Consider the following 18,599-nt stretch of genomic DNA (forward strand, 5'->3'; position numbering starts at 1 on the left):
AAGAATTCACGAAGAGGACCGACGACCATGGACTACGAGGGCTACTTCAAGGGGGAACTGGACGCGGTCCGGGGTGAAGGTCGCTATCGGATCTTTACGGAGCTCGAGCGCAAGTGCGGCAAGTTTCCGCACGCCACGCGCTATGTCGATGATCGGACCGAGCAGGTCACGGTGTGGTGCTCGAATGACTATTTAGGCATGGGGCAGCACCCCGCGGTTCTTGAAGCCATGCACAACACGCTCGACGAATGCGGCGCGGGCGCGGGCGGCACGCGGAATATCTCGGGCACGAACCACCACCACGTGCTGCTCGAACAGGAACTGGCAGACCTGCACGGCAAGGAAGCGGCGCTTCTGTTCACTTCGGGCTATGTCTCGAACTGGGCGGGCCTTGGCACGCTGGCGGCGAAGATTCCGGGCTGCGTGGTGTTCTCGGACGCGCTGAACCATGCCTCGATGATCGAGGGCATCCGCCATTCGCGCGCGACCTGCCGGGTGTGGCGCCACAACGACGTGGCGCATCTCGACGAGCTGCTTTCGGAATATGGACCGGACGTGCCCAAGCTGGTGGCGTTCGAGAGCGTCTATTCGATGGACGGCGACATCGGGCCAATCGCCGAGATCCTCGACGTCTGCGAAAAGCACGGTGCGATGAGCTACATCGACGAAGTCCATGCCGTGGGGCTTTATGGCCCGCGCGGCGGCGGCGTGGCCGAGCGTGAAGGCCTGATGGACCGGATCACCGTGATCGAGGGTACGCTGGGCAAGGCGTTCGGCGTGATGGGTGGTTACATCGCAGCATCAGAGGCGCTGTGCGACTTCATCCGCACCTTCGCCAGCGGGTTCATCTTCACGACTGCCCTGCCCCCTGCCCTTGCCGCAGGCGCGGCTGCCAGCATCCGCCATCTCAAGACGAGCGAGATGGAGCGGGCCCGGCACAAGGAGCGCGTGGCGACGGTGCGCCGCCGTCTCGACGCGATCGGCATTCCGCACCTGCCGAACCCCAGCCACATCATTCCGGTGATGGTGGGCGACCCGCACAAGTGCAAACGCATCAGCGACTGGCTGATGGACAACCACGGCATCTATGTGCAGCCGATCAACTATCCCACCGTGCCGCGCGGGACCGAGCGGCTGCGCATCACGCCATCGCCGGTGCACAGCGATGGCGACGTGGACAAGCTGATCGAAGCGTTGAGCGACATCTGGTCGCAGTGCGAACTGGCGCGGCGTTCAGCCGCCGCTTGAGGGCGAACTGGCGCGGCGTTCGGCCGCCGCCTGACGCTTGCTGACATGCAAAAGGGCGCGGACAGTTGATGTCCGCGCCCTTTCTTTGCGACCCGAAGGGGCTTGGCTCAGTTCGGAGCCTTGAGGTAGGCGATGACGTCGGCGCGGTCCTGTGCCTTGGACAGGCCGGCAAACGACATCTTGGTGCCCGGCACGACACGTGCTGGCTTCTCGAGATACTGGAACAGCTTTTCCGCAGACCAGGTGATGCCGCTGTTCTTGTTGGCGGCAGAATAGGTGTAGCCCGCTTCCGTACCTGCCTTGCGACCGACGACACCGGCAAGCGACGGACCGATCATGTTCTTGCCCGCTTCAAGCGAGTGGCAGGCCTGGCACTGGGCAAAAACGGTCTTGCCATGTGCAGCATCGCCGGTCAGCGAAGCGAGCGTTGCGCCATCGAGCGTGTCTGTCGAATCGGCAGTTGGCGCAGCAGCGCTTGTTGCCGCTGCGGGCGCAGCCGCAGCGGTTGTTTCAGCAGGCTTTGCCGCTGAGTCGGCCGCGGTCTTGTCCGAGCTGCCACCGCCACCGCAAGATGCGAGGAGCAGGGTCGCAGTTGACAGCGCAAGGTATTGAAAAACTTGCCTCATATGCATCCACCCTTGTTTCGTGTAGACGCACGAACGGACCACACGATGGGAAAGTAGAACACTCTCTGCAGCTCTCCGCAACACGGTATTTCGGGCCGGATCGAAGATCGTTGGCAAGTGTTGTTTTGACACTTTTTTGCCTGTGCCGATGCTTGCAATCAGGTCTGCGGCAGGCACTGGGATCCGGCGCCGAGCATATGTCGGTCAGGCAGGCACGGGCCATACCTGAAGCACTGAAGTGCCGTCGCTCATCGCTCGACAGCACGTGGTTAACAAAGTTTCTGCAGCAATAGCTACCTGAACGGAAGCTTCTGCCTAGTAACAACAGCTATGCAGCAGAAAACCTAAAAAGAGCAGATCGTAAGCCATCAGTCATGTCGTCGGCCGGAACGGGCGGAGGGAACATGACTATCCCGATTGGCACCATTACGAACCTGAGCACCGCCCCGGACATCCGCGAGGCGATACTCGATGATCTGAAAATCCATTCCTCGATCGAGATCGATTGCGCGAGCGTGGTCGAAGCCGACCTCACCTTCCTGCAGATCCTCGTAGCGGCGCACAAGTTCGCCGAGCGGGAAAGCAAGACCATCTCGATCCTTCCTGCCGCAGATCCGGCGATTGCCAGCCTGATCGAGCGCGCCGGGCTGACCGGGCCGCTTGCTGCGTCCTGTACCAATCTCTGTGCGACCGGAGCCACCGAGCAATGACCACCATACTCACCGTCGATGATTCCATGAGCGTCCGGATGGCAATCCGGATTGCGTTGTCGGGAGCCGGACATCAGGTCGCGGAGGCAGCCGATGGCAAGGAAGGGCTGGAACAGGCCAGGTCATCGAAGTTCGACATGATCATCACCGATCTCAACATGCCGAACATGAATGGTCTGGAGATGATCCGGGAAATCCGCAAGCTGCCGCTTCAGGCCGGTACGCCGATCATATTCCTCACGACGGAATCGGATGAGGGCATGAAGCAGCAGGCAAAGGCCGCAGGCGCGACCGGCTGGCTGGTAAAGCCGTTCGTGGCCGAAAATTTGCTGAAGGTAACCCGCAAGGTGCTGGGGCAATGAACGGGCAGGACCCGATCGAGGCCTTCCGGATCGAAGCCGGGGAGCTACTCGAAGCGACCGAGCAGGCCTTGCTCGATCTCAGCCACGACCTGACCAGCCGGGAGCTCATCGACACCGTCTTTCGCGGGATGCACACGCTCAAGGGCTCGGGCGCGATGTTCGGCTTCGATGCCCTGGCAGCATTTACCCATCATTGCGAAACAGCATTCGACAAGGTGCGCAAGGGGCAGGCCCGCGCTTCGGCAGAACTGGTAGCCCTGACGCTTTCTGCCATGGACCACATGCGCACCCTCATCGACCAGCCGAACGGCGATGGCGTCGACAACGAAAGCGCCGATCTGCTGGCCGGGCTCCAGGCCCTGCTGGATGGAGAAGGCGCCGCTGCAGTGGTGGGCTGCAGCGAAGATGCCGCTCATGACACAACCGAGCGCGCAGACACCGGGCTTGGTCAGGGGTGGCATCTGCACTTCCGCCTGCCCGCCAATGCGCTTGCCACTGGAACCAACCCGCTGCTTTTGCTCGACGAGTTGCGGGAACTGGGCGCCACCAATGTCGCCGCCGAGTTCGACGCGGTTCCCTCGCTTGATGAGCTTGACCCGACGCAGTGCCTGATGGGTTGGTCGATGGATCTGCCCGCCAGCGCGAACCGCGAGGTCATCGAAGATGTTTTCCTGTTCGTGCTCGACGACATGGAGCTGTCCATCACGCCGATCGCGGGCTTGAATGACGAAGTCGGTGCAACGGCGGAAGACGGTCCGTCAGACACGGCTGTGGCAGTCGTGCCCTCACCGTTGCCGCATGCGACAGTGGGCAGCGCGGAAGTGGCCAGTGCTGAACCTGCCAGCGCAAAAGCCGCGCGTGGCCCCAGCGAAAGCGTGCGCGTGCCGGCAGAGCGCCTCGATCTGCTGATGGATCGGGTGGGCGAGCTCGTGATCGTGCAGAGCCGCCTCGCCCAGCTTGCCGGAAACGGCATTTCCGGCCCCGCGGGCGAACTCGCGCTGCGTTCGATCTCGGAAGAAGTAGAGCGGCTTGCCAACGAACTGCGCGACACGATGATGGTCTTGCGCATGGTGCCGATTGCCTCGTTGTTCGGACGGTTCCGCCGTCTGGTCCACGACCTGGCCCGCGAGACCGGCAAGTCGATCGATCTGACGACCGATGGCGAAAGCACCGAGATCGACAAGACAGTTTCCGAAAGGCTGGCCGATCCGATTGTCCATCTGATCCGTAACGCTTGCGACCATGGGCTCGAGACCGAGGAAGAACGCCTTGCTGCGGGCAAGGCCGCGTCCGGCCGCATCCGGCTTTCGGCCCAGCAGGCCGGTGGTGAAGTGCTGATTACCATCGAGGACGATGGTCGCGGCATCAGCCGCGAGCGCGTCCGCGCCAAGGCGGAGGCCAATGGCCTGATCCAGCCGGGCCAGGTGCTGAGCGACGGCGAACTGCTGCAGCTGATCTTCCAGCCCGGCTTTTCCACCGCTGCCCAGATCACCAACCTGTCAGGCCGTGGCGTCGGCATGGACGTGGTCAAGCGCACCATCGAGGGCCTGCGGGGACACATCGACATGACCAGCGAACCCGGCAAGGGCTCGGTCATAACCCTGCGCATTCCGCTGACTCTGGCGATCATCGACGGGCTGCTCGTGAGGGTCGGGCAGAACAACTACGTGATCCCGTTGGCGGCGGTCGAAGAGTGCCTCGAGCTGAGCCTGGAGGAGGACATCCGCTCACGCGGGAGGAGCATGATCCAGTTGCGCGAGCGCCTGGTGCCCTTCCTGCGCCTGCGCGAGCTTTTCGCGACCGGCACCCGGCCCGATCCCTTCCAGAAGATCGTGGTGATCGCAACCGGCGGCGAGCGGGTCGGCCTTGTCGTCGACCAGATCATCGGCAGCCACCAGACCGTTATCAAATCCATGTCGAGCCTGCACCGCTCGATCCCGAGTTTCTCCGGCGCGACCATACTCGGTGATGGTGGGGTCGCGCTCATTCTCGATGTCGTCCAGCTGGTTGCGCTGGGCCAGAGCCATGAGGAGCGGCTCCGTGCCGCAGGGTGACGCCATGACCACGACAGGCACAACGCCATGGGATGATAACGGGCAACTGGAGGTGCTCACCTTCGACGTAGGCGATGAATGCCTGGCAATCGAGGCTGTCAGCATCCGCGAGATACTCGACCTTTTGCCCGAAACGCCCGTACCGGGTGCGCCGGACCTTGTGGCCAGCGTCGTCAACTTTCGCGGCAAGATCATCCCGATCGCCGATCTGCGCGTAGCCTTCGGCATGCCGCGCAATCCGGGCGAGGAGGCCAATTCCGATCACCGCATCGTCGTGATCGAGACCGAGATCGGCGGAGAGCCGCTCCAGATCGGGCTGCGCTCGGACAAGGTCCACGAAGTGACGATCCTGGACAAGACGCACAGCAGCGAGCCGCCCGTGCTGGGCATGCGCTGGAAGCGGGAGTTCGCGCGCGAACTGGTGCGCCAGCCGGGCTCGGTCATCGTCATTCCCGATTTGCCCACAATCTTCACGTCCCTCGCGGAGGCCGCATGATGCGCAATGTTTTTTCGAGAGTTTCCGAACAGCAGGTTCTCGATGAGGTAAGCCGGGTCGAGCAGGCGCTGTCCAGTGGCAACCTGCTGCTTCGGCTTGACGAAACCAACGGGAACGCCCCGACGCGAGCCGTGATGGCGGCGTTCAATCGGCTGCTCGATGCCGTGACCAATCCGGTGCAAGACTTGTCCACGCAGATCGCCCGGATGACCGACGAACATGCAGCCGGTGATATCGATGTCGTGATCGATGCCAATGCCCTGCCCGGCAAGCTTGGCATCATGGCGACGCAGATCAACGATCTCGTTACAGCACACATCAACACGAAGAAGCAGGCCATGGCCTGCGTGCGCGAGTTCAGCCTCGGGAACTTCGATGCGCCGATGGAGCAGTTGCCTGGCAAGAAGGCCTTCATCAACGACACGATCGAGACCTTGCGCGGCAATCTTGTCGGGCTGATCTCGGAAATGAAGCACATGTCGAGCGAGCATGATCGCGGCGATATCGACGTGGTCATCGATCATGCGAAATTCCACGGCGATTTCGGCATCGTGGCACGCGGCATCAACGACATGGTTGCCGGCCATATCGCGGTGAAGAAGAAGGCGATGGCCTGCGTCAAGGAATTCGGCGTCGGCAACTTCGAGGCTCCCCTCGAACAGTTCCCGGGCAAGAAGGCCTTCATCAACGATACGATCGAAACCCTGCGCGGCAACCTTACGGGCCTGATCGCAGAGATGAAGCACATGGCGGTCGAGCATGACCGCGGCGATATCGACGTGGCGATCGACGATACCAGGTTCGAGGGCGACTTCGGACTGGTTGCGCGCGGCATCAACGAGATGGTCGCGGGCCACATCGCGGTGAAGAAGAAGGCCATGGCCTGCGTCAAGGCGTTCGGCGAGGGCAATTTCGACGCCCCGCTCGAACAGTTCCCGGGCAAGAAGGCCTTCATCAACGATACGATCGAAACCCTGCGCACGAACCTGCGCGAGATCACCGCAGAGATCCAGCGACTGATCGTGGCCGCGACCGAGGGTCGCCTGTCGGAGCGCGGCGTTGCCTCACGCTTCGTTGGAGACTTCGCCCGCCTCGTCAGCGGCATCAACGGCATGCTCGACGCGATCATCCTGCCGATCGAGGAAGGCAACCGCGTGCTGCGGCTGGTCAGCACTGGCAACCTGCAGGAAACCGTCGATATAGATTGCCACGGCGATCATCAGCGCATGCGTGACGCCATCAATTCCCTGGTGACCAACCTGAAGAAAACCGCCGGCGTGGCCGACCGCATCGCCGATGGCGATCTCACGGTCGAATACCGAGCGCTTTCGGACGACGACCAGCTTGGCAGCGCGTTGATCACGATGATCGACAAGCTGCGGACTGTCGTCGGCACGACCACTGCTGCGGTCGACAACGTCTCGGCCGGCAGCCGCCAGCTTGCGGCAAGTTCGGAGCAGGTCTCACAGGGCGCGACAGAGCAGGCCGCATCGGCCGAGGAAGCATCTGCGTCGATGGAGCAGATGGCCGCGAACATCAAACAGAACGCCGACAATGCGGCGCAGACCGAGAAGATTGCCCGCCAATCGTCCAAGGACGCTGAAGTTTCGGGCCAGGCGGTGGAGAAGGCGGTCAACGCCATGCGCACGATCGCGGAGAAGATCAGCATCGTTCAGGAAATCGCACGCCAGACCGACCTGCTTGCCCTGAATGCCGCTGTCGAGGCAGCCCGTGCCGGCGAGCATGGCAAAGGCTTTGCAGTCGTCGCTTCCGAAGTGCGCAAGCTGGCCGAACGCAGCCAGAGCGCGGCGGCCGAAATCGTCTCGGTTTCCTCAGAGACGGTGAAGGTGGCGACAGACGCAGGCGAAATGCTTGCACGACTGGTTCCGGACATCCGCCGTACCGCCGAACTCGTGACCGAGATCAGCGCAGCGTGCCGCGAGCAGGACATCGGCGCGTCACAGATCAACGAGGCCATCCAGCAGCTCGACAAGGTCACCCAGATCAACGCCAGCGCATCGGACCAGATTTCGTCCACGTCCGAGGAACTGGCTTCTCAGGCCGAGGAACTGCAGAGCGCCATTTCCTTCTTCCAGACCGGCAACAGCTACGTCGAACCGCGTCAGAGTGCGCCGGTCCGCCGCCAGGCAAGTCCGCCGCGCAAGACGGGCGTGGCACCTCGCGCAGCAGCCAGACCGGCAAAGCGCAACAGCGTTGCCGAACAGAAGGAGCGACTGGCCGGCTTTGCCCTGAACCTTACCGACGGTGGCGCAGACGCCGACGATGCAGACTTCGGACGCGCGGCATGAGCAGCGCGAGCGAACTTCAGGTCGTGGAATTCGGCCTGGGCAACGAAGTCTTCGCCATCCCCGTCGCCCTGGTGCGCGAAATCCTTGATTACACGCCACCTTCCTACCTGCCGAATGGCCCCGCGCACTTCATTGGCCTCACGGACCTTCGCGGCCAGGGCGTGCCCACGGTCGACTTTCGCCGGCGTCTCGGCCTGCCGTCTGTCGACCCCACGCTGGCGACACGCATCCTGATCCTTGACGTGCGGTTGCCAGACCGCCTGCTGACGCTGGGCGTCGTCATCGACCGGGTGTTGAGCGTCACGAGCTTCGAGAAGGCAGAGATAGAACCTGCCCCGGACATCGGGATCAGCTGGAATTCCGAATACATCACCGGCGTGGTGCGCCGGAACACGGGCTTCGTGGTCATCGTCGACGCGGCCCGGATTTTCACGACCGAAGATGCCATCGGGATCGGCAGCGAAAGTCAATTGGTCAACGCTTGAAACACCCGCGACAGCGAACGGAACGCGCTGTCGCGACCGAGGTGAACAGAACAAGAAGGACGGGAACAGCAATGGTCATCAATCCATTCACGGCAGTTTCTTCTGCCCAGGTTCAGCAAGAGATTGCGCGCGTGCAGGACGCCATCGCGAACGGTGACCTTGGCGCTCGGCTGCATGGCTCGGGATGCAACATGCGGACCAGCGCCCTTATCGACGCGATCAACGGGCTGCTCGACCATTCGCAGGCTCCGGTCCGCGACCTGGGCCGCAAGCTCAAGCACATGGCAGCCGAGCATGAGCGGGGCGATATCGACGTGGTTATCCCATCGGACAACCTACCGTCCGAAATCGCGGAGATGGCCACTGACATCAATCAGCTCGTGAACGCCCATATCGCGGTGAAGAAGCTGGCGATGGGTGTCATCCACGAGTTCAGCCTCGGCAACTTCGACGCCAGGCTCGATCCGCTGCCGGGCAAGAAGGCCTTCATCAACCATACGATCGAGACGCTGCGCGATAGCCTGACCGGATTGATCGCCGAGATGAAGCACATGGCAGACGAGCACGAGCGGGGCGATATCGACATCGTCATTGACCATGCCCGCTTCCCGGGGGACTTCGGTGTCGTGGCGCGGGGCATCAATGACATGGTCGCCGGCCATATTGCCGTGAAAAAGAAGGCCATGGCCTGCGTCAAGGCCTTTGGCGAAGGTGACTTCAGCGCTCCGATGGAACAGCTGCCCGGCAAGAAGGCCTTTATCAACGACACGATCGAAAGCCTCCGTCAGAATCTTCGGGCGATCACTTCGGAAATCCAGATGCTGATCAACGCGGCCACTGCCGGCCGCCTTGGCGAACGCGGTGACGATCGGCGTTTCGTCGGGGATTTTGCCAGCCTGATCAGTGGCATCAACGGCATGCTCGACGCCACGATCCTGCCGATCGAAGAAGGCAATCGGGTGTTGAGCAAGCTCAGCGCAGGCGATCTTGGTGAGCGGGTTGAGATCGATTGCCAGGGCGATCACCAGAAGATGCGGGATTCGATCAATGTGCTGGTCGACAACCTGCGCGCCTTTGCCAGCAACGTGAGCCTTGCCGCCAACGAGGTTGCCGAAGGCAGCTCACAGATGGCAACCAGCTCGCAGCAGCTGTCGCAAGGTGCGACCGAACAGGCCGCGTCGGCAGAAGAGGCCTCGGCCTCGATGGAGCAGATGGCCGCGAACATCAAACAGAACGCCGACAATGCAGCGCAGACCGAGAAGATTGCACGGCAATCCTCAAAGGACGCCGAGAGTTCGGGAATTGCGGTCGACAAGGCGGTCATCGCCATGCGCACGATCGCGGACAAGATCGGCATCGTGCAGGAAATCGCGCGTCAGACCGATCTTCTGGCCCTGAACGCCGCAGTCGAAGCCGCGCGCGCCGGAGAGCATGGCAAGGGCTTCGCTGTCGTTGCGTCCGAAGTGCGCAAACTGGCCGAGCGTAGCCAGAGCGCAGCCGCCGAAATTGTTTCGGTTTCGGCCGAGACGGTGAAGGCAGCCAGCGAAGCCGGCGAGATGCTGGGCAAGCTGGTTCCGGACATCCGCCGCACGGCAGAGCTTGTTTCGGAAATCAGCGCCGCGTGCCGCGAACAGGACATCGGCGCATCGCAGATCAACGAAGCGATCCAGCAGCTCGACAAGGTGACCCAGCAGAACGCCAGCGCCTCGGAACAGATTTCGTCGACGTCGGACTCGCTGGCGGCGCGCGCCGAAGAGCTGCAACAGACCACCGCATTCTTCCAGTTGGAAGAACAGCGCACGTTTGCACCAGCGGCTCCGCGCACGCAGCGCACCGCCAAGCCGAAGCCGGCACCTCAGGTCCGCGCCAAGGCTCGGCCCGTAAAGCCGAACTCGGTCGCCCACCAGAAGGAGCGGCTCAACGGCTTCGCGCTCGACCTGACCAGTGGTGGGGCGGACCATGAGGACAGCGACTTCGGCCGGGCGGCCTGATTGAAGACTGCCCGTAACACCCTCAAGAAAATGGTGCGCACTTGAACGATCTCAGCCCCCTCTCCTTTGGTCTGGCAGCCGATAGCGATCGCATTTCCGCAAGGCAGTTCAAGGCGCTTGCCGAACTGATCCAGCTTGAAACCGGCATCAACATCAAGTCCAGCAAGCAGACCATGTTGGAGGGGCGGCTGCGGCGGCGCGCCCGGGCGCTCGGCATCGATACGCTGGGCGGGTATTGCGACCTGGTGCTCGGCGGACAAGTCGATGCTGACGAGATCGAGCACCTGATAAACGCGGTTACCACCAACAAGACCGATTTCTTTCGCGAACCGGGGCACTTCGATTATCTGACGAGCACCGTCCTGAAGCTCTATGCAGAAGAAGGCTGTCGCCAGATCCGATGCTGGAGCGCGGCATGTTCGACGGGCGCCGAACCGTACACGATCGCCATGCTGCTGGATGACTTCACGACGCAGCACCGCGGCATCGACTATCGGCTTATCGCCACGGACATCGATACCGAGGTTCTGGGAACGGCAATAAAGGGAATCTATCCTCGCGAACAGGTGGAGCCCGTCCCCGCTCCACTGCGCCGACGCTACATTCTCGAATCCAGGGATCCGCAACGGCAAGAGATCCGCATTGCTCCTGAAATTCGGCGTCGCGTGGCTTTCGGCAGGCTGAATCTTATTGATGACACCTATGCACTCGATCAGCCGGTGCATCTGATCTTCTGCCGCAACGTCCTGATCTATTTCGACAAGCAAACGCAGGAGCAGGTCGTGCAACGCCTGTGCGAGCAGCTTTTGCCCGGCGGATATCTCTTCCTCGGCCACTCGGAGTCGATCACCGGCTTCAAGCATGACCTCACCCAGGTTGCCGGCACGGTATTTCGGAGGTCATGATGAACAAGCGTCCCGCACGTATCCGCGTTCTGGTGGTCGACGACAGCGCAAGCGTGCGTCAGACCATGAAGGCGATCCTCGAGGAAGACCCCGAATTGGAAGTCATCGGCACTGCCGCCGATCCCTTTGCGGCAGCCCGCATCATCCAGACCGAAGTGCCGGACGTGATCACCCTGGATGTCGAAATGCCACGGATGGACGGCATCACCTTCCTGCGCAAGCTGATGAGCCAGTGCCCCGTTCCCGTGGTCATGTGCTCTTCATTGACCGAGCAGGGTTCCGAAACACTGCTGCAGGCGCTCGAGGCCGGGGCCGTGGATGTGATCCTCAAGCCCCGACTGGGCGTGGCTGACCACCTGAGTGAAGCTCGCGCGGCCATCTGCGAGGTTGTGAAGGGCGCGGCCAAGGCTCGCGTCTCGGCCCGCAAACCTGTGCCACCGCGCATGAGGCCGGAGCAGAAGCTGACCGCAGACGCAGTGCTGCCGCCGCCCAGTGGCCGCGCCATGAGCCGGACGACCGAAATGGTGGTCTGCATCGGCGCGTCGACAGGCGGGACCGAAGCCCTGCGCGAGGTCCTCGAAGCCCTGCCCGCAAATTCGCCGGGCATCGTCGTGGTCCAGCACATGCCAGAGCGTTTCACGCGCGCATTCGCCAGCCGTCTCGATTCCCTGTGCGAGGTTTCGGTCAAGGAGGCCGAGCAGGGCGACACCGTCATGCGTGGCCATGTGCTCATTGCGCCGGGGGCAAGCATACCCTGCTCGAGCGGCAGGGTGCCCGCTATCTCGTCTCGGTCCGCGATGGGCCGCTGGTTTCCCGGCACAAGCCGTCGGTCGACGTGCTGTTCCGCTCTGCCGCGCGGTGCGCCGGTTCAAACGCGGTGGGCGTGATCATGACCGGCATGGGAGATGATGGCGCGCGCGGACTGCTTGAGATGAAGGAGGCAGGCGCACGCACTTTCGCGCAGGACGAGGCAAGCTCGGTCGTGTTCGGAATGCCCAAGGAAGCAATCGCACGCGGTGCGGCCGACCGGGTGCTGGGGCTCGACACGATTGCCGGGGAAATCCTCCGGGCGACGGCGCGCTGAACGATGGCGGCCCTCAAACTTGTCGTCACTCCGCCCGCAGTGGACGTTGGTCACGCAGCGCTGATCGAGGATCTGGTGGCGCTGCTTAAGCGGCTGGACGAAAGCTTCGACATGGCAGGCACTCACCTGTTCCAGTCGGTGGCACGCATCCAGAACATCACCTCGGCGCTGACCGAGGTGACCGGCATGTTTGATGGCGGGGTCGGCGTCGAAGCCGTCAACGGGTTGCGGATGGCTGCCGAATCCCTGCGCAACGTGCGCAGCCTGGTACAAGGCAGGTCTCACGAGATCGCGACCATGCACGAGGCCGCGCGGGCTTTGCGTACCAGCGCTGCAGAGGTCATGCGCTGCCTGCAGGTCCTCGACATCTACGGCATGAACGTGAAGATCACCGCGTCGGGCCATCCGCAATTCATGGAATTTGCCGATGCCATGCGCGGAAAGCTGCATCAGGGCGACAGGGAGCTGATCGGCCTTGACCACATGCTCGGCGGGCTTCTGGAAAGCCTGCGCGAGATGGGCCAGAACGACCGCTTGCTGGATCGCGAGTGCGCAAAGGTCTTTCCGCAAGTGCCCGATGCGCTGATGCGCGAAGCCGGCAACCTGCAGCAGCACCAACTGCGCCTTGGCAATCTGGCCAAGACCATCGCCAACCTGGCGCAGGCGATCCAGACCGAGCTTCATGCCGCCATTCAGGCCATCCAGATTGGCGACAGCGTACGCCAGCGGCTGGAGCACGTGCTGGCGAGTTTGCGCTTGGCTGAAGCGAAACGTCAGGACGGCAGCATGACTGGCGCTGCGGCGGCGCCATTGCTCCGCGTTCATGCTGCATTGTTCGAAGCGGCAATCACCGACTATGCGCGCGACAGGGCCGAGCTCGCTGCGTCGCTGTCGCGACTGCAAAGCCAGTGCAAGAACCTTCAGGGCCCGAGCGACCACCAAGCGAGCGAAGGCGACGGCGACATGCTGGGGCGCATCGAATCGAGCGTTGCTGAGGCGCACTTGATGCTTCGCCAATTGGACCGCGCGAACAGCGAAGGCATGGCGACGCTCGATCTGATCCTGCAGACGGTCGACGAAGTGACAGAGCGCGCAGAAGCCATCACCCGGTTGCGGCTCGACGTGCAACACATGGCGATCAACATTGGCCTGAGCTGCCGCACTGCGCAGCTGATCGGTCGTCCGGTGATGGTGATCGCCAACGAGATCAGGACCTATTCCGAACGCCTTGACGCGATAGCCGATGCCATCCAGCGGACGCAGAACAACCTGTCGGCGCCCTGCCATCGCCTGCAGAGCCAATCGCAAGACAACGGTGCGGCATCTGGCGAACTCTTGGCCCGCTTTCTCTCCACGATCGGTGATTGCAACGAAAAGGGCCGACAGGCGATGGCCGTGGTCGACGCCGAGTCCGACCAGCTCGGGTCAAGCCTTGCGCTGGCTATCGATGCGCTGGAGGAGGCAGGGATGCTGGAAGCGTCGATGCACAGCCTGTCAAAGGCCTTGCAAGACGCCGGAGCGGATGCCCAGCCGGTCGGGGGCGACAGCGCGGTGCTGTTGCAGGCGATGCTGGACGACCTGGCGCGAAGCTACACGATGGCGGACGAGCGGCTGATCCACAATCAGGCGCTGGTCGCTGGCCTGACCGGAATTGCCCTGGCGCCTGAGATTGCGCCGGGTGCCGAAGACGATGACGAGGATGATGGCCTGTTCTGAAGCAGGTCGATCATCCGGCGGTCTCAATCGACGGTCGTATCCACTACCGGCGCCTCGGGCCCGTTCTTGAGGATCGATTCAATGGCATTGCGGGCGCTGGCCTTGCTTGCGTAGCCTTCGGTCCAGAAGATGGTTTCACTGTTGTGGCAGAAGTAGGCGACAAACTCGCCTGCCTTGTTCCGGCGAATCTCGAAACGGTGCGCCATCATGATTCTCCCTGTCCTTGGCCCCTGTCCTTGGCCCAGATCGTTAGTTACCACGGGAAAGGCGAAGCGCATCAGGCAAATCACGCGCACAGGGTTGATTTTTGCCTGCGAATGGCGGATGCCCGCCAGCATAAAGTAGCGGGCGTTTGACCCGCCAGGCAAACGAGCGCCAGCGCGCGTCGGGGCCGTGGAATGGGAATGGATCCTGTGTCTGCGGCGGCAAAGTCATCATCTGCCAATAGCAACGTCGCCAGCGCAAATGCAGGTGCGGAGCACTGCGCCTGCGCGGCACGCGACCATGTCCCGAACATGCACGAACGCAATTGCCCCGTTGCCGGGGCAGGAACGCCAGAAGGTTGACCATGAACCCCAAAGACTTCGCGATAAGCCTCGATCTTATCAATCGCCACTACCAGGAGCCGAACCGCAACCGGTTCGAAAGCAAGTATTTCTGGGAGGAACTTTACCCCCTGATCGCCACGGCAGGCTTCTCTGCCATCGAGATTCCCTATGAGCCGGTATGGCAGTTCGGCGGACGCAGCGGCGTGCCGATGAACCGCTATTGCATCAACACCAAGTACGCCAGCGCCGCGCAGTACCGCGAAGTTCTCAAGCAGAGCGGGATCGAGCGCGTCACCGGCGTGACTTTCGATCCCAACCTGTTCATGCGCAACGACAATATCCATTTCTACTTCGGCGCATCGGGCCATTTCGCCGGTGAAGCGCTGGCCCATGCGGCAGACCTTGGCGCTGACTATTTCGCCATCAGCCCCTCGCCCTATTACGGGCGCATCAAGCAGTACCACCCCGATATCGACGCGCAGATCGAAATGTTCACCGATCGCACTGTCGAACTGCTGAACGGCCTTGCCGCCAAGGCCGAGGAGCTCGGCGTCAAGCTTGTCCTGCGCAACGAATACTGGAGCCTGTTCGGAGGAGAGCGCGTGCTCCCACTGCTTGCGCGCTTACCCGAAAGCGTCGGCCTTGACGTCGATACCGCCAGCCTCAGCGTCGCAGGCATCGACCCTGTGCAGTTCATCACTGCGAACATCGCCCGCATCGGCTGCGTCCACCTGACCGACACCAGCTTCGTTGACAGCAACGAGACCTGGAAGACCCCAACCCCGAACACCCACAGGGCCATGCCACGCAAGTGTTCCGCGATCCCGGCACCGGTTCGGTCGATTTCGCCGCGATTGCCGCAACGCTCGACAAGCTCGGCTACGCCGGCCCCGTGACATGCAGCGCCCGCCAGACGCGCGATCCGTTCCGCGCCCTGCTGCGCACGCGCGCCCTGCTCAACCAGCTTTGATTTCCGGAGTTGTCCGAAATGCCCAACATCCAATACGCCAACATGAGCCACTGGAAGTCGATCCCCTACAAGCAGATCGATAACTTCCGCGACTTCTACTACGAGGACAAGACCAACAGCGCCTACTATTCCGACTGGGACAACATCCTGAAATACCAGTCGGCACTGGGCTTCAACGGCATCGAGATCGCGCCGTGGGACATGGCCGACATCCTGCCGCTGTTCGGCTCCCCTGAGAATTTCACCGCCTTTGCCAAGGAGCGCGGCGTCGAAGTCATCGGCATGTTCCATGGCGCCCACGCCTCGCACGATGCCAGCCACTTCGATGAGGCCGTGCAATCAGGCCGCGAGGCGGTGGACACCATCGTACGCTTCGGCGGCACCTACATGAACACCTGCCCCACCCAGAACTACTTCGGATGCGGCCCCTTGAGCCGCGAAGAGGTGCAGAGTTGCGCCAAGGTGATGAACGAGATTGGCCGCTACGCCACCGACAAGGGCGTGAAGATCGGCCTCCACAACGAGTTCTTCTGCGCGATCAATCTCGAAAACCACCGAGAACTGATCGAATCCACCGATCCCGCGCTGGTCCACTATTGCATCGACACCGCCCAGATCTCGATCATGGGCGAGGACCTGTTGACGTTCTACAACGACTACCACGACCGCATCAGCACGTTCCACCTGAAGGACACCGCGTCTTCGGCCCAGCCCGACAGCCTGCGCCATTCGCAGGATCCGGAAATCACCGATGACGGCACGCGCTGGTTCTGGGAACCGGGCATGGGCACGCTGGACCTCAAGGGCCTGTATCGTGCGCTCAAGGAGCACGGGTTCAAGGGCTGGATGTCGATCGAGTACGACGGTTCGCCCGACCTCCTCGCCTCGATGGCGATGACCCGCTACTATCTCGATAACGAACTGCGCCCGATCTACGATTGATCTGGCCGGAATCGCGCCGGCGCATAGGCGTCGGCGTCGATTTCCGCGGTGAGATCGTCGCGTGGCAGGCCGAGCAGCAGTTGCGCGCCAAGCCGGGCCGCGGCAGGCGCGGTCTGGATGCCGAAGCCGCCTTGCCCGGCAAACCAGAACAGACCCTCCACCGCCGGATCGAAGCCGTAGACCGGCAGGCGGTCCGGCGAGAAGGACCTAAGGCCGGCCCAGCGACGCTCGAGGGCGGCGATGTTCCAGTCCACCACGTGCTGAAAGCGGTCGATGGCGATGGCGACATCCAGTTCCTCGGGCGCGGCATCGCCGGCGACGTCGGGAATTTCGTCGTGCGGCGAAAGCCACAGACGCCCGGCTTGAGGCTTGAAATAGAAGTCCTCATTGATGCCCAGCGTAAGTGGCAGGGAATCTGCCGGGGCAGGATCGGTGCGCAATTGCACGATCGTGCGGCGCAACGGCTGGACGCCGAGCGGGCGCGCGCCGGCAAGGCCCGCAAGCGAGTCCGCCCATGCTCCGGCGGCATTGGCAATGATCGGAGCGCGTGCCTCGCCTCCAGCCCAGGCCAGCCGCCACTGTCCGCCTTCCCGCTCCAGCCGCTCGACGCGGGACCGCACGCGCATCACGGTGCCGGTGCGCTTCGACGCTGCGAGGTAGTGCTGATGCAAGCCGGCAACGTCGATGTCAGCGCAGCCGGGCTCCCAGGCGCCAACAACCCATTCGGGCTTGAGCCCGGGCACGCGGGCTTCGAGCGCAGACCGGTCCTGCAGATGCAGGATGGCTCCCAAGGCGGTGAACTTTTCGATGAAAGCCTCAACCTTGTCGCGGTCCGACGCCTGCCCAATGTTCAGAGCACCACGCGGGGACAGGAAGCCCCCTCCCGCAAGTACCGGCCCGAAGCCATCGTCAGCGGAAAGACGCCAGGGCCGCCGTAGGTCTCTTCCCAGAACGCGGCGGAACGGCCGGTGGTGTGGTAGCCGGGGGTGTCCTCCGCCTCGACCAGTAACACGCGGGCATGTGGCGCGCATTCGGCGGCGAGACTGGCGCCTGCCATCCCGGCGCCGACGATGGCGACGTCAAAATCTCCGGCAAAGATGGTCACGCGGCGTCTGCCTCCGCGCCGGGCGCCATGCGGTCGAGGAAATCGTCGATCGCGGCCATGACCTTGTCTCTTACCGGATCGGCCTCGCGCAGCAATTCGTGACGGGCCTCCCGCCCCCAGGTCATCAATTGCGCACGCGGGAGGCGGCGTGCGGCACGCTCGATCGCTTTCCAGCTGACCAGACCATCGTGACGCGCGGCAAGCAGCAGGACAGGCACATCAACCGCCTCGAGAGTGCCCGGCGCATCCAGTGCGAGCATCGAGGCATAGGCGCGCTCGACCCAGCGCCAAGAGCCGGGCCCCATGCCGAGGACGGAGCGCTGCAGCTTCCATTGCGCCTCGTCCTCGTACCGTTCGGCGTCATGCGTCAGCAAGGTATTGCGGGCGGCGGCGGTCGTCCCGGGCTTTTCGCTGATCTTCCAGGCGGGGCGGGCGGGATCGCCGAATCGGCACATCGCTTCGGCCACCTTGTGAAGCGCGCGATTCGGTCCCGGAGTGAGAAAGCCCAGCATGGGAGCACTCAAGACCACCGCAACAGGGTTAATACGCCTTTCCGCAAGAGCACGTAGCACGAGATGACCGCCCATCGAATGGCCGATCACGACATGGGGACCAGGCGTCTGGTCGACCCATTGAGACCAGAACGCGGCGAGGTCCTCAATCCAGATGGAGAAGTCCTCGACGTGCCCGATTGCAGGATGCGCCGAGAGGCGTCCCGAGCCTGCCTGCCCGCGCCAGTCGAGTGCGGTTACGCGCCATCCTTCTTCATGCCAATAATCGAGAGATTCCAGATACTTCTCGTAAAAATCTCCACGCCCTGGCAAGAACAGGATCGACCCGCGCGGTCCGTGTTCGGCAGGTGGAACCGCGTGGCCGAGCCAGTCGATCCGGCGGATGACATGGCCGTCTGAGGCGGTCCAGAAACCTTCGTTCGCATCCGCCGGAATCGCCCTGCGATCGATCCGACTCCTGGTACCGAACTCCATGCCTGAAACGCCTCCAATGGCGCAGTTGCGCGCCAAGGTTTGGTTACCGTTTGGTAAGTGAT

Annotated in this window: 15 protein-coding genes and 2 pseudogenes; 13 read left to right on the forward strand and 4 right to left on the reverse strand. The window is 62.8% G+C overall.

The window, feature by feature from the left end; translation table 11 throughout:
- Positions 1 to 27 precede the first annotated feature (27 nt).
- Positions 28 to 1,248, forward strand: coding sequence for a 5-aminolevulinate synthase (gene hemA / locus C7W88_RS00620; RefSeq protein WP_118072125.1), 1,221 nt, complete (start codon positions 28 to 30; stop codon positions 1,246 to 1,248).
- A gap of 107 nt (positions 1,249 to 1,355) precedes the next feature.
- Here hemA and C7W88_RS00625 read toward each other — a convergent pair whose 3' ends face one another.
- Positions 1,356 to 1,874: a cytochrome c family protein gene (locus C7W88_RS00625; protein ID WP_118072126.1), complete on the reverse strand. Its 519-nt coding sequence runs from the start codon at positions 1,872 to 1,874 to the stop codon at positions 1,356 to 1,358.
- A gap of 404 nt (positions 1,875 to 2,278) precedes the next feature.
- Between C7W88_RS00625 and C7W88_RS00630 the strand changes: the two genes are divergently transcribed.
- The 10 genes and pseudogenes from C7W88_RS00630 to C7W88_RS00675 all read left to right on the forward strand — a co-directional run bounded on the left by C7W88_RS00630 (position 2,279) and on the right by C7W88_RS00675 (position 13,986).
- On the forward strand, positions 2,279 to 2,584 hold the full coding sequence (locus tag C7W88_RS00630) for an STAS domain-containing protein (protein WP_162895846.1): 306 nt from the start codon (positions 2,279 to 2,281) through the stop codon (positions 2,582 to 2,584).
- Positions 2,581 to 2,946, forward strand: a complete 366-nt coding sequence (locus C7W88_RS00635) for a response regulator (RefSeq protein WP_039336573.1) — start codon at positions 2,581 to 2,583, stop codon at positions 2,944 to 2,946. The genes C7W88_RS00630 and C7W88_RS00635 overlap by 4 nt, the downstream gene beginning before the upstream one ends.
- Positions 2,943 to 5,000: a chemotaxis protein CheA gene (locus C7W88_RS00640; protein WP_118072128.1), complete on the forward strand. Its 2,058-nt coding sequence runs from the start codon at positions 2,943 to 2,945 to the stop codon at positions 4,998 to 5,000. Before C7W88_RS00635 ends, C7W88_RS00640 begins: the two co-directional genes overlap by 4 nt.
- A 4-nt stretch (positions 5,001 to 5,004) precedes the next feature.
- Entirely contained in the window at positions 5,005 to 5,496 is a 492-nt protein-coding gene (locus C7W88_RS00645; protein ID WP_118074487.1) for a chemotaxis protein CheW, read from the forward strand.
- Complete coding sequence (locus C7W88_RS00650; RefSeq protein WP_205525226.1) at positions 5,493 to 7,805, forward strand: methyl-accepting chemotaxis protein; 2,313 nt, start codon at positions 5,493 to 5,495, stop codon at positions 7,803 to 7,805. The genes C7W88_RS00645 and C7W88_RS00650 overlap by 4 nt, the downstream gene beginning before the upstream one ends.
- Complete coding sequence (locus tag C7W88_RS00655; RefSeq protein WP_118072129.1) at positions 7,802 to 8,290, forward strand: chemotaxis protein CheW; 489 nt, start codon at positions 7,802 to 7,804, stop codon at positions 8,288 to 8,290. Before C7W88_RS00650 ends, C7W88_RS00655 begins: the two co-directional genes overlap by 4 nt.
- 131 nt (positions 8,291 to 8,421) lie before the next feature.
- Entirely contained in the window at positions 8,422 to 10,281 is a 1,860-nt protein-coding gene (locus C7W88_RS00660; protein WP_370073157.1) for a methyl-accepting chemotaxis protein, read from the forward strand.
- A gap of 41 nt (positions 10,282 to 10,322) precedes the next feature.
- Positions 10,323 to 11,186, forward strand: coding sequence for a protein-glutamate O-methyltransferase CheR (locus C7W88_RS00665; RefSeq protein WP_118072131.1), 864 nt, complete (start codon positions 10,323 to 10,325; stop codon positions 11,184 to 11,186).
- Positions 11,183 to 12,270, forward strand: a pseudogene (locus tag C7W88_RS00670) (chemotaxis response regulator protein-glutamate methylesterase). The gene C7W88_RS00665 and the pseudogene C7W88_RS00670 overlap by 4 nt, the downstream one beginning before the upstream one ends.
- Positions 12,271 to 12,273: 3 nt before the next feature.
- On the forward strand, positions 12,274 to 13,986 hold the full coding sequence (locus C7W88_RS00675; RefSeq protein WP_118072132.1) for a hypothetical protein: 1,713 nt from the start codon (positions 12,274 to 12,276) through the stop codon (positions 13,984 to 13,986).
- Positions 13,987 to 14,009: 23 nt separating this feature from the next.
- Here C7W88_RS00675 and C7W88_RS00680 read toward each other — a convergent pair whose 3' ends face one another.
- The gene (locus C7W88_RS00680) at positions 14,010 to 14,192 is read right to left on the reverse strand and encodes a DUF1508 domain-containing protein (protein ID WP_118074489.1); all 183 of its coding nucleotides are present in this window, start codon (positions 14,190 to 14,192) and stop codon (positions 14,010 to 14,012) included.
- Positions 14,193 to 14,554: 362 nt separating this feature from the next.
- Between C7W88_RS00680 and C7W88_RS00685 the strand changes: the two genes are divergently transcribed.
- Together C7W88_RS00685 and C7W88_RS00690 are read left to right on the forward strand one after the other, a co-directional pair.
- Positions 14,555 to 15,430, forward strand: coding sequence for a sugar phosphate isomerase/epimerase (locus tag C7W88_RS00685; RefSeq protein ID WP_240344744.1), 876 nt, complete (start codon positions 14,555 to 14,557; stop codon positions 15,428 to 15,430).
- Positions 15,431 to 15,522: 92 nt separating this feature from the next.
- Entirely contained in the window at positions 15,523 to 16,446 is a 924-nt protein-coding gene (locus C7W88_RS00690) for a sugar phosphate isomerase/epimerase (protein WP_118072133.1), read from the forward strand.
- Here C7W88_RS00690 and C7W88_RS00695 read toward each other — a convergent pair.
- A pseudogene (locus C7W88_RS00695) lies at positions 16,437 to 17,503 on the reverse strand (NAD(P)/FAD-dependent oxidoreductase). The gene C7W88_RS00690 and the pseudogene C7W88_RS00695 overlap by 10 nt on opposite strands.
- Before the next feature lie 44 nt (positions 17,504 to 17,547).
- Positions 17,548 to 18,537: an alpha/beta hydrolase gene (locus tag C7W88_RS00700; protein ID WP_118072134.1), complete on the reverse strand. Its 990-nt coding sequence runs from the start codon at positions 18,535 to 18,537 to the stop codon at positions 17,548 to 17,550.
- Between the last annotated feature and the right edge of the window lie 62 nt (positions 18,538 to 18,599).

It is taken from the genome of Novosphingobium sp. THN1 (assembly GCF_003454795.1).
Lineage (GTDB): Bacteria > Pseudomonadota > Alphaproteobacteria > Sphingomonadales > Sphingomonadaceae > Novosphingobium.